This is a genomic window from Flavobacterium sp. HSC-32F16 (assembly GCF_024171645.1).
GTDB lineage: Bacteria > Bacteroidota > Bacteroidia > Flavobacteriales > Flavobacteriaceae > Flavobacterium.
The window spans coordinates 214812-230826 of record NZ_JALKAC010000008.1 but is presented as its reverse complement, the minus strand read 5'-3'; the positions used below and the strand labels follow the sequence as shown (position 1 = coordinate 230826).

At 32.8% G+C, this 16015-nt stretch carries 9 protein-coding genes; 4 read left to right on the top strand and 5 right to left on the bottom strand.

Annotated elements, in window-relative coordinates; genetic code table 11:
- Nucleotides 1-162: 162 nt before the first annotated feature.
- Together L1276_RS19930 and xrtN are read left to right on the top strand one after the other, a co-directional pair.
- On the top strand, nt 163-2658 hold the full coding sequence (locus L1276_RS19930) for an XrtN system VIT domain-containing protein (protein WP_253790942.1): 2496 nt from the start codon (nt 163-165) through the stop codon (nt 2656-2658).
- On the top strand, nt 2658-3899 hold the full coding sequence (xrtN, locus tag L1276_RS19925; protein WP_253790940.1) for an exosortase N: 1242 nt from the start codon (nt 2658-2660) through the stop codon (nt 3897-3899). Before L1276_RS19930 ends, xrtN begins: the two co-directional genes overlap by 1 nt.
- Nucleotides 3900-3939: 40 nt before the next feature.
- Here the strand turns inward: xrtN and L1276_RS19920 are convergent, their stop codons facing one another.
- Nucleotides 3940-4893: a MoxR family ATPase gene (locus L1276_RS19920; protein ID WP_253790938.1), complete on the bottom strand. Its 954-nt coding sequence runs from the start codon at nt 4891-4893 to the stop codon at nt 3940-3942.
- A gap of 78 nt (nt 4894-4971) precedes the next feature.
- The gene (locus tag L1276_RS19915; RefSeq protein ID WP_253790936.1) at nt 4972-6399 is read right to left on the bottom strand and encodes a peptidylprolyl isomerase; all 1428 of its coding nucleotides are present in this window, start codon (nt 6397-6399) and stop codon (nt 4972-4974) included.
- 492 nt (nt 6400-6891) lie between these two features.
- On the opposite strand from L1276_RS19915, the gene L1276_RS19910 reads away from it, so the two are divergent.
- Nucleotides 6892-8334 (top strand): alpha-amylase, encoded by a 1443-nt coding sequence (locus tag L1276_RS19910; RefSeq protein ID WP_253790935.1) that lies wholly within the window; start codon nt 6892-6894, stop codon nt 8332-8334.
- 155 nt (nt 8335-8489) lie between these two features.
- Nucleotides 8490-10082, top strand: coding sequence for a peptide chain release factor 3 (locus tag L1276_RS19905; protein ID WP_253790934.1), 1593 nt, complete (start codon nt 8490-8492; stop codon nt 10080-10082).
- Nucleotides 10083-10168: 86 nt separating this feature from the next.
- Here L1276_RS19905 and L1276_RS19900 read toward each other — a convergent pair whose 3' ends face one another.
- From L1276_RS19900 to rpoC, 3 genes are all read right to left on the bottom strand, one after another.
- Complete coding sequence (locus L1276_RS19900; protein ID WP_253790932.1) at nt 10169-10906, bottom strand: hypothetical protein; 738 nt, start codon at nt 10904-10906, stop codon at nt 10169-10171.
- Nucleotides 10907-11263: 357 nt separating this feature from the next.
- Nucleotides 11264-11575, bottom strand: coding sequence for a DUF3467 domain-containing protein (locus L1276_RS19895; protein ID WP_012024017.1), 312 nt, complete (start codon nt 11573-11575; stop codon nt 11264-11266).
- Between the two features lie 11 nt (nt 11576-11586).
- Complete coding sequence (gene rpoC / locus L1276_RS19890) at nt 11587-15897, bottom strand: DNA-directed RNA polymerase subunit beta' (RefSeq protein ID WP_253790930.1); 4311 nt, start codon at nt 15895-15897, stop codon at nt 11587-11589.
- Between the last annotated feature and the right edge of the window lie 118 nt (nt 15898-16015).

Here is a 16015-nt window from a genome sequence, read left to right as displayed (position 1 = left end):
ATAATTATAACGTTATAGTTGCGATTTTGAACGCCAAATTCTGCCTTTTTTAAATAGCCAGATTTTACTTAAATCTTGGATGAAAAAAAAATACACAAAATATTTGTAATTCAATTTTTCTATTAACTTTGCAATTCAAAGTTCTTTTAAAAATAAAACTCTATGAAAAACAAATTACAGTTATTTAAAGAATACATTCAAAATGAAGGAGTCATAATGAGCTTAGTTGTTTCATCAATTTGCTTGTTTTTACTCTGCATTATATTAATCTTTTCTGCCTTCGATTCACGCGGCGCAGAACCTTTATGTGTAATAAGCCTGATATTTGAATTCACTTATTGTGTTACGCTCTCTTTTTTTCTTTTAAGAAAAAAAGAAAAATACGTTCATTTACTTCCTTTTTTGTTTTTAAACTGGCTTATTGGGTGCTTTTGTCTTAACGTTTTCTTTTCTATTTTTGAAGATCTGCCGGTTTGGGTTTATCTCATTACTTTGACTTTTTGTATTTCAAATTTCTTTATTTATTCTACACAAAATAAAAGCAATACTGCTCTGGCACTTTTCTTTATTAATGGATTATCTTATTCATTAATATTATACTACGCTTTATATCTCTTACCTATTACATTAATTTCTGTGATTGGAATTATAGTTTTAGGAATAGGATTTTACGGCTTAGTTCCGGCAATAATTTCAATAGGACATTTAATACGATTATCAAAATTCTTTCAGGAAGACAGACAATACTTCATTTCTTTTGCCTGTGGTATTTTAAGCGTGCTAATAGCTTTGTTTGTTTTTACTTATCGACTGAATATTGAAAGTGAAAGAATTAGCCAAAACGAAATTGCAAAATCATTTGATTATAATGATGATTTACCAGCTTATATCAAGATTTCACAGCATTTAGAGCCTAATTTTTTCAATGAAGTTTTACTTAAAAAAGACATTGTTTACAAAAGCAGTGAGGATTTCTTTAGTTTTAGAGGCTTGGATTCATTTGGAAGTTCTAAGTATAATGAAAGAAAAGTTCATAATCCGTTTATAAACATTGCTTATGCTTTTTGCAACGAACTTAATTTGAGTACTGACGACAGAATTAATATTCTGAAATCAAATTTTGACAAAAGATTAGAGACAGAAGAGCAATTATGGAGCGGCGAAGATTTGTTTACCAAAGACATTAAAGAGGATGTCAAAATTTACCCAGAATCAAGATTAGCCTACACCGAAATTACGATGAATATTGCCTGCGAGAAAGAATCCTGGCAAGACAAGGAAGCTATTTATTCTTTTCAACTTCCGGAAGGTTCTGTTGCTACTTCTCTTTCTTTATGGGTAAACGGCATAGAACGTAAAGGTGTTTTAACAACTAAAGAAAAAGCGCAGGCTGCTTATAAACAAATTGTTGGAGTAGAAAGTCGTGATCCGTCGTTGATGCAATGGAAAGAAGGAAACAAAATTGTGGTTCGCGTTTTTCCTGTAAGTCACGAAAAACCCCGAACGTTTAAATGTGGTTTTACGACTCCTTTACAAGCGGGTAATAATGAAATGAAATATCAAAGTCTTTCGATAAAAGGCCCTAACATTTCAAATGCTTCTACTCTTTCCCGAATTCAGATTGCGGGCAATGCAAAAGTCAGAACAACCAAAGACTTTGAGTTTAAAAATAATTTTTATGTTAACGAATCAAAAGGGTTAGATGACTGGGAAGCCGCTATACCTTTAAATAAAATCAATTCGAGTTCTTTTACATGGAAAGATAAGACGTATAAAGTGAAAGAAATTCAAAAAGTGAATGTTCCATTTACAGCTTCAGAAATTATTCTGGATTTAAATAGCAGCTGGACTTTAAACGAAATAGAGTCATTTGTCAACTTACCACGAAAATCAATTTATGTATATAGCGACAAAGAAAAAAAAGAAATAACTAAAGAGAATTTTAAAGAAATTCAATGGGAATTTAAAAATCTGCATTATTCATTACTGCCGCTTTATAAGATTGCTAAAAACAGTTTGATTATTACTAAATCTGGTGCATTTTCGGCCAATTTTGAAGAACTAAATGAATCTCAATATTTAAACAAAATAAAAACAGGAACCAAACAGCAAAATTTAAAAGTGATTAATATTTCCGGAGAAATTAATCCGTTTTGGCAGACTGTGAAAGAGCAAAAATATCTTGATTATTATCAGGCTTCTCTTCAAAAGAGTTTACAAATGATAAATCAGAATCAGTTTGTATTGTATAAAACCGATGAAAACTTAGTTAATATTGAACCTGCAAATATTTCGATTCAGGAAACAGCTAAAGACAGTATTTCTAAAAGTAACGGACCAAATCATATTTACAGAATGTATGCTTTTGGAAAAGTTTTAGAAGAACAAGTTAAAATTCAGAATGATACTTTAGCAGCAAATAAATACGTAACCCTTGCAAAAGATGCCAATGTGGTAACACCAATTTCGTCTTTAATTGTTTTGGAAACGGATGCCGATTATGAAAATAACGGAATTGAAAAAAATGTGGATACTCTCGGAAATGCTTCAATTAAAAATGACGGTGCGGTTCCGGAACCTCATGAATGGGTAATGATTATTATTGGCCTGACTACACTTTTATTTTACTATCAAAGGAACAAAAAACAAAAAGCTTAATGAAAGTTTTACTGCAGCCACACGCCAAATTAATTGCTATTCTTGCTATAATTATGCTCTTAGTTCTAAACTATAGTATTGTATCAACAAGATTAGACAATAATTTTTTTGGCGTTATATTTTCTATTTTCCTATTTCTTTATGCAGGAAGAAAAACTACTTTAAGTATCAGTTATCCGCTGCTTGCGTTAATTTTTTTATTAGAATTTATAAGTTACAGACTGCATACAAAGTCATTGCATTTTCATGCTCTTTTACTATTTGCCTGTTTTGTTTATTACAGCTTTACACAAAAAATTTCTTTTATCGCTTTTATCTGTCTCTTTTTGTTTTCGTCAGTTTTTGATCAGTTATTCAATTATTTAACTGTCGAAATAAAACAGGCACTTTGTTACGGAGTGTATTTAACATTAAAAAATTTCATTCCGATAACTAAAATTGAAGGCGTTAATTTTTATATCAATAATGCGAAAGTTTCGATAGATACCGCTTGTATGGGTTTGTCGATGTTTAAAACAGGATTATTATTCGGCGCTTTTTTATTGACTTTAGAAGAACGTAAAAACCAAAAGTATTTCAATATTCTGCAAATTTTATTGTTTTGCTGTGTAATAGTAATCCTGAATATTATTTCCAATTATTTCAGAATTATTACTTTGGTTTTATTCAATTGTACCGAAGAAAATATACTGCATCACGCTATTGGAATTATGTGTTTTGTATTTTATCAAATTGTTCCTCTTCTATTTCTAATACGATTCTTTAATCCAAAAAAAGAAAACATAACCGACAATTCATTTTTTCCAAAACTTTTACCAATGATAATTGCGACCGGAATATTGTTTATTACTAGTTTAGAGCTTAAAAAGGAACAAAATTATTCGCTGTTAGAAAATCTCAACCCTCATTATAATATTAAAAAAGGAGTTTGGGTCAATAATGAAGTTTTTAAAATTGCCGCTCCAGAAACCTTAATTTATATCAAAACACCTATTCACAAGCCTTTAATTTGCTGGACAGGTAACGGATATAAAATCATTGAGTCTAAAGAAATCATGAGAAGAAATGAAAAAATATGGCTCACAAAATTGGAAAAGAATAATATTAGATATTTCTCTTATTGGTGGTACGAATATGACAATAAAAAATACACGTCGCTTACAGAAGTTTTACTGCTAAAACTTTTTCACAACAAAACGGTACGGTTGATAAACGAAACGAGTATTAAAGAATTGAAATAAAAAAAAAGCCTGATTAAAAATCAGGCTTTTTAGATATATCTTACATCAGCTTTTTAATAATAACTTCTTCTGTTATTCCTTCAGCGTCTGCTTTGTAGTTTTTAATAATTCTGTGGCGTAAAATTCCGGTTGCCACTGCTTTTACATCTTCAATATCCGGCGAAAATTTACCGTTGAAAGCTGCGTGAGCTTTTGCTGCCAAAATCAAGTTTTGCGAAGCTCTTGGTCCTGCCCCCCAATCCAGATAATTTTTTACAAAATCGTTTGTCAAAGCATTATCGGGACGAGTTTTACTAACTAAAGTTACCGCATATTCTATAACATTATCGGCCACAGGAATCCGACGAATTAAATGCTGAAAATCAATAATTTCCTGAGCAGTAAATAAAGGTCTTATTTCTACTTTATTATCAGATGTTGTTTGTTTAACTACTTTTACTTCTTCTTCAAAAGTGGGATATTCTAGTTTAACAGCAAACATAAAACGATCTAACTGAGCTTCTGGCAGAGGATATGTTCCTTCCTGCTCAATTGGGTTTTGTGTTGCCAATACAAAATAAGGCAAATCTAGTTTATAATTCTGACCTGCAATTGTTACCGAACGTTCCTGCATTGCTTCAAGTAAAGCGGCCTGCGTTTTTGGCGGCGTTCTGTTAATCTCATCAGCCAAAATAATATTAGAGAAAATTGGTCCTTTTATGAATTTAAATTGTCTGTTTTCATCCAAAATTTCACTTCCTAAAATATCCGAAGGCATTAAATCAGGAGTAAATTGAATTCTCTTAAAATCTAAACCTAAAGCCTGAGATAAAGTATTTATCATTAAGGTTTTTGCCAAACCCGGAACACCTATTAAAAGTGCATGTCCGCCTGAAAATATACAAAGTAAAATTTGGTCAATCACGGCATCCTGCCCTACAATGATTTTTGCTATTTCGTTTTTTAATTCGTTACGTTTCTGAACTAAGTTGTGAATTGCTGTTACGTCAGACATTTATGAGTATATTTAAAATTAAAAAGAGTTAGTTTAATGAATTCATAAAACTAACTCTTTTTCTTTATTTAATAAAAATTATTTTTTCAACCAATTGTTAGCAAATGTACAATCTCTGTATTCTCCAATAATTTTGATGTAAGTATCTTTAATCTTTGTATCAAACCATTTTGCAATTGCGTTGATTTGTTTTTCTTTTAATGCTAATTCTTTAATTTTAGTATAATCTTTAGCATAATCAGCTGTATGTTCATCAATTCTATTAGTAACAGTAATTAACTTATACGTTTTCTTTCCTTTATCGTCTGTATTTAAAAGCGGCTGAGAAACTTCATCATCTTTTAAATTTGAAACCTGACCATATAAGGTTGGATCCATTTTAGTCAATTCAAAACGAGTATCTTGTGTATTTGGATTTATTAATGTTCCTCCATTTGCTCTGGTTTCTTTTTCATCAGATTCTGTTCTTGCAGCTTCAGCAAACGTAAGTTCTTTGCTTACAATTTTAGCTCTGATGTTTGCAATTCTTTCTTTAGCTTCTTTCAAAGCACTATCAGAAACGGTTGGAGAAATTAATATGTGACGTAATTCAACTTCCTGGCCTTTTATTTTATCAACCATAATAATATGGTATCCAAAAGTCGTTTCGAACGGTGCTGAAATTTCACCTTCCTGCAAACTAAAAGCAACATCTTTAAACTCTTTTACGAAAGGTGTTTTACGAGTCATTTTATAATATCCTCCATTAGGAGCAGATCCTGGATCTTGTGAATATAAAACTGCTTTTGTTGCAAAACTTGATCCTTCTAAAACATCTTTTCGGATAGCATTTAATCGATCAATTACTTTTTGTTTATCTTCTTTGGAAACTTTTGGTTCTACCACAATTTGCGCTACTTCCATCTCAGCTCCAAAAGTCGGCAATTCATCTTTAGGGATTTTTTTGAAAAAATTTCTAACTTCCTCTGGCGTAATTTCTACATCTTTAACAATTTTATCTCTCATTTCTGAGGCTAATTTTTGCTCTTTTAAGATATCTGCAAAATAAGTTTTAAATTCCTCAACAGAACTTTTTTTGTAGTATTCAACTACTTTGTTGATGTCACCAACTTGTTGAATCATATAATTCAAACGTTCTTCCATCATACCTCTCACTTCGGCATCGCTCACGATAATACTATCCTGAATGGCCTGATGTGCATACAATTTATCTTCTAAAAGTTTACCAAGCATCTGGCATCTTGTAATATCTTTTATACTACCTCCCTGGCTGGCAATCTCTAAATAACCTTTATCAATATCAGAATCTAAAACAATATAATCTCCAACTGTAGCGATAATACCGTCAATTTTTTGTCTGCCATGTACCGGTTCTACAGGCTTCTCAGCTACAACATCCTTAATAATTTCCTGAGCTGAAACTATTGAAGTGAAAAAAAGTAAAAAACACATTGTTACGATTAACTTATAATCAATAGTTTTTAGCTGTAATTTTTTTAATAACATTATTTTAAATTTAATTTGGATGTTAAAGATCTGTACTTTAAAATTTTAATCAGTTATCATCTATTCTTTCAAAAGCTATTCTGAAAAATCAAACAATCAACTTCTATTTCTCTTATATAAAACGAACAAAAATAACAATTCAATTACATAATACAACTATCAGCCATAGTATTAACAAAAAATTATGTGGAACCTAATTAAATACAATATCTCAACTTTCATTCTTTACTCTTTTTCTTTATTAAAATCATATTCTTCCAAAATCAACAAAAACTTAAACCACTAATTTATAATTCACTAAAAAAAAGTTTTAAACACTACAACGTTTTCGTAATAAACTATTTTCTTACAAAAACAAACCAAATCAAAAAACTCCTACTTTAGATGCGTAATTAACAATTTATGATGTTGAAAATCAGGAATTCCTTTGATTTTTAATCCAAAAATTAAGCAATTACAAAACTTTACATTTTAACCTTAACCACATCTATTATGAAAAAACCTATTGCAAGATTATGTTTTGTTATGACAATTGCAGGATTTCTGTATTCTTGTTCGCAAAATGAAACAAATGATGATGATTCTAAAGCTGAAAGTCAGCAGTTTAAAATCATCAATGTTACCAACCACGATGGAAAACCTTTCAGCACCGGTCAATCTTCATCTTCTTTAACCGGAAAATATGTTGATAACCCAGGCGGGGGCGTTATGATGCAGGCTTTTTATTGGGATGTTCCAGCTGGAGGAAATTGGTGGAATACTGTAAGTAGTAAAGTAACCGCTTGGTCAAATGCCGGAATTGGTTCTATTTGGTTGCCTCCGGCATCAAAAGCGCAAAACGGAGCTTTTTCTATGGGATATGACCCAACGGATTATTTTGACTTTGGTGATTACAATCAAAATGGAAGCGTTGAAACCAGATTTGGTTCAAAAACGGAATTGGTAAATTTAATTACGAATGCTCACGCTGAAAATATGAAAGTTTATGCTGATATTGTTATCAATCACAATAGCGGCGGTCAATCTGAAGCCAATCCATTTACGGGAACTAATACATGGACTAATTTTACCGGAATTTCTTCTGGAAAATTTAAACGTACTTATAACGATTTTTATAAAAACAGCTACGGAAATAATGATGAAGGAGCCTTTGGAGGATTTCCTGATTTATGCCATGCAGCTCCAAATGTACAAGACTGGCTTTGGCTGCGAGCTGACGGAGTTGGTAAATATTATAAAAACACCATGAAATTTGACGGCTGGAGATTTGATTATGTAAAAGGATTTGGAGCATGGGTTGTAAATGCATGGAATGCGAATGTAGGCGGTTTTTCGGTTGGAGAATTATGGGATTCGAATGTGAATGTATTGAATTACTGGGCCAATAATGCCAATAGTTCTGTATTTGATTTTGCTTGTTATTATAAAATGAATGATGCTTTTGACGGTAATAATCTGGCTCTTTTAAATGATGATATGATGTGGAAACGAAATCCGTACAAAGCAGTAACTTTTGTAACCAATCATGATACTGATGAAATTTACAGCAAAATGCTTGCATACTCCTATATATTAACTCACGAAGGTTATCCAACAATTTTCTATAGAGATTATGAAGAATGGCTGGATAAAAACAAATTGAACAATTTAATCTGGATTCATAATAATAAAGCGACAGGGACAACTTCTATTTTATATTCTGATAATGATGAATATGTGGCAAGAAGAAATGGTTACAATGGAAATCCAGGATTAGTAGTTTATATTAACAATTCTGATGCTTGGCAGGAAAGATGGATTCAAACCAATTGGGCAAATACTCAGATTAAAGACTTTACAGGAAACTCAACCTGGTATCCTACAACTCAGGCTGATAAATGGGTAAAAATAGAATGTCCGCCAAAAGGATATTCTGTCTGGTCAATTAACCAATAATTTATTTTTTAATATCTATTTAAGGCTGTTTTTAAAAACAGCCTTATTTTTTCACAAAAAGTAGTGTTTTGAAAAATCATCGCTTTCAATTTAAGAACTGAATATTTTTATTAAGCCGTAATTAATAGTACTTTTGCAACCTATTTATACAAAATATGAGCTTTTTAAAAGAAATACAACGCAGAAGAACATTTGGAATTATCTCGCATCCCGATGCCGGTAAAACAACATTAACGGAAAAATTACTGTTGTTTGGAGGGGCTATTCAGGAAGCTGGAGCTGTAAAAAATAATAAAATTAAAAAAGGAGCAACGAGTGACTTTATGGAGATCGAACGCCAAAGAGGTATTTCGGTTTCGACTTCTGTACTTGCTTTTAATTATAAAGATAAAAAAATCAATATCCTTGATACTCCGGGACACAAGGATTTTGCCGAAGATACTTTTAGAACTCTTACTGCTGTTGATAGTGTAATTGTGGTTATTGACGTTGCAAAAGGGGTTGAGGAACAAACTGAAAAATTGGTTTCGGTTTGTAGAATGCGTAACATTCCTATGATTGTTTTCATCAACAAATTAGATCGTGAAGGTAAAGATGCTTTCGATTTGATGGATGAAGTAGAACAAAAACTGGGTTTAAAAGTTACTCCATTAAGTTTCCCAATCGGTATGGGTTATGATTTTCAGGGAATTTATAATTTATGGGAAGAAAACATCAATCTTTTCAGCGGAGACAGTCGCAAAAATATTGAAGAAACCATCGCTTTTTCTGATGTTCAAAATAATCCGGAATTAGATAAAATTGTAGGTGAAAAAGCAGCTGAAAAACTTCGTGAGGAATTAGAATTGATTGATGAAGTGTATCCAAAATTCGAGCGTCAGGATTATTTAGATGGTAAAATACAGCCCGTTTTCTTTGGTTCTGCCTTGAATAATTTTGGAGTTCGTGAATTATTAGATTGTTTCGTTACCATTGCTCCGTCTCCAAGACCAAAAGATTCTGAAACTCGTTTGGTTGATCCTGCAGAAGAAAAAATGTCTGGTTTTGTATTTAAGATTCACGCTAACATGGATCCGAAACACCGTGACCGTTTAGCTTTTATAAAAATTGTTTCTGGAACTTTCGAAAGAAACAAACCTTATTATCACGTTCGTCAAAAGAAAAATTTAAAATTCTCAAGCCCGAATGCCTTTTTTGCCGAGAAAAAAGAAATCGTTGATATTTCTTATCCCGGCGATATTGTTGGTTTACACGATACAGGAAACTTTAAGATTGGAGATACTTTAACAGAAGGCGAAATAATGAGTTTTAAAGGTATTCCAAGTTTCTCACCAGAACACTTTAGATACATTAACAACGCCGATCCTATGAAAGCTAAGCAATTAGACAAAGGTATCGACCAGTTGATGGATGAAGGTGTTGCTCAGTTGTTTACATTAGAAATGAACAATCGTAAAATTATCGGAACAGTTGGAGCACTTCAATATGAGGTAATTCAATACCGTTTAGAGCATGAATATGGTGCTAAATGTACTTACGAAAATTTCCCTGTTCATAAGGCCTGCTGGGTAAAACCAGATGATGCTAAAAACGAAGAATTTAAAGAGTTTAAACGAATTAAACAAAAATTCCTTGCTCATGATAAATATGGTCAGCTGGTATTTTTAGCCGATTCTGATTTTACTATTCAAATGACGCAAAGCAAATATCCAACCGTGAAATTATATTTTACTTCTGAATTTGATTAATATTCTTTTCAGATAAAAAGCAAAAAGGCTGTCAATTTTATTTAGACAGCCTTTTTTATTTACATTCCCCAAAATGTAAATTTGAATTATTGACCGGTATAATTAATTCCCAATCCGCCGGCAATATAGATTTTAGTGAGTTCGTCTGCTCCAACGATTATATTTTGTGTCAAAACATTATTCTTAGCCGAATTAGCATCAACATATACTTCTTTTGATAAATAATAATCATTTCCAGTAATTGTAACCATTAAAGTTTTACTGTATTTTAAAATTTTCGCTTCTATAGAAAACTCCCCTGTTTTAGGGTTTACTTTTACAGGGTTTTGTGAGCCATCAACGGAAAGCATTAAGTTAGGATATATTTTGCTGTTAAAAGGTTTATTTGTTTTTGCTTCTAATAACTTTCCTTTAATCGTTATGGATACTTCTTTGTTTACAGTTTGGTTATAAGCCACTTTACCTAGCTTATAAACATTAGGTTTTGGGCAGTTTATTTCTGTTTTTACAGGTTGTTTTTCTTGTGCTGAAAGATTAGATACAAGTAAAACTGATGCCGCAACTGCCGCATATTTTAAAGTATTAATCTTAGAAATTTCGTTGTATTCGAACTGTTCTTCCATCTGAGTTGTTTTTAACCTCGCACAAATAGACTTATCTTTATTCTCAGCAATAAATCTAGCAACTTCTGAATTGGTTTTCTTGCTTAAATCAATTACATTTTTCATACAGGAATTGCAAAATGAACCGCTTGCGTTAGGAATCATTTTATCAAAGTTTTCAGAACAGGGACTTGCTATTTCTAGAGTGAATTTCTTTTTCATATAATACTTTATTTAGGTTAAAAACCTTCAAAAGGGGTTCTTACTTATATAGAGTACATTTTTCATAAAAAGGTTGGGAAGAAATGAAATATTTTTCAAATAAAAACTCAATCAACTCATTTTCAGACAAAAAAAAAGCACTAATTACATTAGTGCTTTCTTAAACTTTGAATTAAATCAACCTTACTAAGTCATTATATTTCAAAAATTAATCTATCATAGGAACTGCCAATTTAGAATAATAGAACTTTAAAAAGAAATTTTGTCGACTAAAGTAAATTAAATCAGACAAACGACATTTAATTCTAAATAGGATATCAAAAAAAAAAGCCCCATTTTTAATGGGGCTTTTGAAAATTATGCTTGTCCTGCCGGACCAAAATTAAGCGGTATTGGCGCTTGCTCTGTCTCTTTGATTTCGCCATGAGCGGCTTCAAATCGATGGATATTTTCACCAATTGCTCGTAATAATCTTTTAGCATGTTGTGGTGTCAAGACAATTCTTGACTTTACCTTGGCTTTAGGAATACCTGGCATAATGCTCACAAAATCTAAAACAAACTCTGAAGATGAATGATTAATAATTGCCAGATTAGAATAAATTCCTTCTGCAATAGTTTCGTCTAACTCAATATTAATTTGCTCTTGTTGTTGTTTCGGATTACTCATAGTTTCCCTAATTAATAAATGTATTCTTCTTTATTAGCCATCATTTCGTTGTAATCGTCTTTAGATCCTACGATAGTGTTATCATATTCTCTCATACCAGTTCCAGCAGGAATTCTGTGTCCAACAATTACATTTTCTTTTAATCCTTCTAAATCATCTACTTTACCAGCTACTGCAGCTTCGTTAAGTACTTTCGTTGTCTCCTGGAATGAAGCCGCAGAAATGAATGATTTAGTTTGTAACGAAGCTCTTGTAATACCTTGTAAAACTGGTGTTGCAGTTGCAGTAATTACGTCTCTTGCTACAACAAGATTTTTATCTGTACGTTTCAATAATGAATTCTCATCACGAAGCTCACGAGGAGAAATGATCTGACCTGGTTTCAATACTGAAGAATCTCCAGCATCCTCTACCACTTTCATACCATATAATTTATCATTTTGAAGGATAAAGTCTTTCGTGTGAATCAATTGGTCCTCTAGGAATAAAGTATCTCCTGGATCTTCAACTCTTACTTTACGCATCATTTGACGAATTACTACCTCAAAGTGCTTGTCATTAATTTTTACCCCTTGTAAACGGTAAACCTCTTGAATTTCATTTACCAAGTACTGTTGAACAGCAGCCGGTCCTTGAATTCTTAAGATATCATCTGGTGTAATTGCACCATCAGACAATGGCACTCCCGCTCTTACGAAGTCATTTTCTTGTACTAAGATTTGGCTTGAAAGCTTAACTAAATACTTTTTAATTTCACCAAATTTAGATTCGATAACGATCTCACGGTTACCTCTTTTGATTTTTCCAAAAGAAACAACACCATCAATTTCAGATACAACTGCTGGATTTGAAGGGTTACGAGCCTCAAGCAACTCAGTAATTCTTGGTAATCCTCCCGTAATATCGCCTGCTTTAGAAGAACGACGAGGGATTTTTACTAATACTTTACCGGCTTTAATTTTCTCACCATTTTCAACCATTAAGTGTGCACCTACTGGTAAGTTGTAAGAACGAATTAATTCACCTTCTTTACCATAAACTAATAAAGTCGGGATTAACTTTTTGTTTCTAGCCTCAGAAATTACTTTTTCCTGGAAACCAGTCTGCTCATCGATCTCAACCATGAATGATTGTCCTTGCTCTAAATCTTCGTAAGCGATCTTACCTGTAAACTCAGAAACAATTACACCATTATATGGATCCCATTTACAGATTACACTTCCTTTAGCTACAGTTTCTCCATCTTTAACAAAGATACTAGAACCGTAAGGAATGTTATGTGTATTTAAGACGATTCCAGTTTTTTCGTCAACTAATTTTAATTCAGTTGAACGTGATACTACGATATCTACCGCATTACCTTCGCTGTCTTCACCTTTAACAGTTTTTAAATCTTCAATTTCAAGTCTACCGTTGAATCTTGTAATGATACTTGATTCTTCAGAAATACCTCCAGCAACCCCTCCAACGTGGAACGTACGAAGTGTTAACTGTGTACCTGGCTCTCCAATAGACTGAGCAGCAATAACTCCGACAGCTTCACCTCTTTGTGTCATTTTTCCAGTAGCTAAGTTTCTACCGTAACATTTAGCACAAATACCTTTTAAAGCCTCACAAGTTAATGGAGATCTAACCTCTACTTTTTCAATTGGAGAAGCTTCTATAGTTCTCATAATTGCTTCAGTAATTTGCTGGCCAGATTGAACTATTACTTCATTAGTAAGTGGATTTATAACATCTTGCAATGCAACACGTCCTAAAATTCTTTCTCCTAACGACTCAACGATTTCCTCATTTTTCTTCAATGCAGCAACTTCAACACCTCTTAAAGTTCCACAATCTTCAATGTTAACAATAACATCTTGAGAAACGTCATGAAGCCTTCTTGTCAAGTAACCAGCATCGGCTGTTTTAAGAGCCGTATCCGCAAGACCTTTACGAGCACCGTGAGTAGAAATGAAATACTCAAGGATCGACAGACCTTCCTTAAAGTTAGAAAGAATCGGGTTTTCAATAATCTCACCACCACCAGCAGTAGATTTTTTAGGCTTCGCCATCAAACCACGCATACCAGTTAACTGACGAATCTGTTCCTTAGAACCCCTCGCCCCAGAATCAAGCATCATATATACAGAGTTGAAACCTTGTTGGTCTTCTCTAATATTTTTCATTGCCAATTCTGTTAACTGAGCATTTGCTGAAGTCCAAACGTCAATAACTTGGTTGTAACGCTCGTTATTTGTAATAAGACCCATGTTATAGTTAGTTGAGATACCTTCAACTTGCTCTCTGGCATCTGCAATTAACTTCGTTTTTTGTTCTGGGATTCTAATATCACCTAAAGAGAATGATAAACCTCCTCTAAATGCAAATTTATAACCCATATCTTTCATATTATCCAAGAAAGCCGCAGTTGTAGGTACATCAGTCACACTCAAAATGTGTCCGATAATATCTCTAAGGTTTTTCTTAGTCAATACGTCATTGATATATCCAGCTGCTTCAGGTACTACTTCGTTAAATAATACACGTCCTGCAGTTGTTTGAATAATTTTGTACACTAATTCTCCAGCGTCATTAAAATCTTTTGCTCTAATTTTCACACGAGCATTCAATTCTAATCTTCCTTCGTTTAATGCAATATTTACTTCTTCAGCAGAATAGAAAGTTAAGTCTTGACCTAAAATTATGTGTTCTGGTGTAGAGATACGTTCTTTGGTCATATAATATAGACCCAAGACCATATCCTGAGAAGGTACAGTAATTGGAGCACCATTTGCAGGGTTAAGAATATTGTGAGAAGCCAACATTAATAATTGTGCCTCTAAAATAGCCTCTGGTCCTAATGGTAAGTGAACTGCCATCTGATCCCCATCAAAATCGGCGTTGAAAGCCGTACATACTAATGGGTGCAATTGGATCGCTTTTCCTTCAATTAATTTTGGCTGGAAAGCCTGAATACCAAGCCTGTGTAACGTAGGAGCACGGTTAAGTAATACTGGGTGACCTTTAATTACATTTTCAAGGATATCCCAAACTACAGGCTCTTTTTTGTCTATGATCTTCTTAGCAGATTTTACTGTTTTTACAATACCTCTTTCAATCAATTTACGGATAACAAAAGGTTTGTATAACTCAGATGCCATATCTTTTGGCAATCCACATTCGAATAATTTTAACTCAGGACCAACAACAATTACCGAACGAGCAGAATAATCCACACGTTTTCCAAGTAAGTTTTGACGGAAACGTCCTTGCTTACCTTTTAAGGAATCAGATAATGATTTTAATGGTCTGTTAGATTCTGTTTTAACAGCAGAAGCTTTTCGAGTGTTATCAAATAATGAATCAACAGATTCTTGCAACATACGTTTCTCGTTTCTTAAGATAACTTCTGGAGCTTTAATCTCCATTAATCTTTTCAAACGGTTGTTACGGATGATTACACGACGATATAAGTCATTTAAATCTGAAGTTGCAAAACGACCTCCATCAAGCGGCACAAGCGGACGTAATTCTGGCGGGATAACTGGAACCACTTTCATAATCATCCATTCAGGACGGTTTTCGCGGTTTAAGTTAGACTCACGGAAAGACTCAACAACTTGTAATCTTTTTAAAGCTTCAGTTTTACGTTGTTTAGATGTTTCGTTGTTAGCACTATGTCTCAATTGGTAAGACAATTCATCTAAGTCGATACGAGCTAATAAATCCATAATACATTCTGCTCCCATTTTGGCAACAAATTTATTAGGATCCATATCATCTAAATATTGATTTTCTTGTGGAAGAGTATCTAAAATATTCAAATATTCTTCTTCAGTTAAGAAATCTAGTCTTTGTAAAGATTCTCCATCTGCATTTTTAGCAATACCAGCCTGAATTACTACGTATCTTTCGTAGTAAATGATCATATCTAATTTTTTAGATGGAAGACCAAGGATATAACCAATTTTGTTTGGAAGAGAACGGAAGTACCAGATATGAGCAATTGGCACAACAAGGTTGATGTGTCCTACTCTGTCACGACGTACTTTTTTCTCAGTAACTTCAACACCACAACGGTCACAGATGATACCTTTGTAACGAATTCTTTTATACTTACCACAAGCACATTCGAAATCTTTTACTGGTCCGAAGATTCTTTCGCAGAAAAGTCCGTCACGCTCAGGTTTGTGAGTTCTATAGTTAATTGTTTCAGGCTTTAAAACCTCTCCTCTTGATTCTTTAAGGATAGATTCTGGTGAAGCCAATCCAATAGAGATTTTATTAAATCTTTTAACTGGATTTTTATCTTTATTATTGTTTCTGTTATTCATCATAGTTTTTACTATTGATTTATTTGCAATTAAAAAATTGAATTTAGATTTATAATCTACTCTTTAAAAACAAAGAGTTAATCATTCAGCTACTACCTCGGGTTACTTCTCTAAACCTCAA

Coding starts and splice junctions, on each gene's coding strand:
- L1276_RS19910 (WP_253790935.1), top strand. CDS start 6,892: ATGAAAAAACCTATTGCAAGATTATGTTTTGTTATGACAATTGCAGGA.
- L1276_RS19895 (WP_012024017.1), bottom strand. CDS start 11,575: ATGAGTAATCCGAAACAACAACAAGAGCAAATTAATATTGAGTTAGAC.
- L1276_RS19900 (WP_253790932.1), bottom strand. CDS start 10,906: ATGAAAAAGAAATTCACTCTAGAAATAGCAAGTCCCTGTTCTGAAAAC.
- L1276_RS19930 (WP_253790942.1), top strand. CDS start 163: ATGAAAAACAAATTACAGTTATTTAAAGAATACATTCAAAATGAAGGA.
- L1276_RS19920 (WP_253790938.1), bottom strand. CDS start 4,893: ATGTCTGACGTAACAGCAATTCACAACTTAGTTCAGAAACGTAACGAA.
- rpoC (WP_253790930.1), bottom strand. CDS start 15,897: ATGATGAATAACAGAAACAATAATAAAGATAAAAATCCAGTTAAAAGA.
- L1276_RS19915 (WP_253790936.1), bottom strand. CDS start 6,399: ATGTTATTAAAAAAATTACAGCTAAAAACTATTGATTATAAGTTAATC.
- xrtN (WP_253790940.1), top strand. CDS start 2,658: ATGAAAGTTTTACTGCAGCCACACGCCAAATTAATTGCTATTCTTGCT.
- L1276_RS19905 (WP_253790934.1), top strand. CDS start 8,490: ATGAGCTTTTTAAAAGAAATACAACGCAGAAGAACATTTGGAATTATC.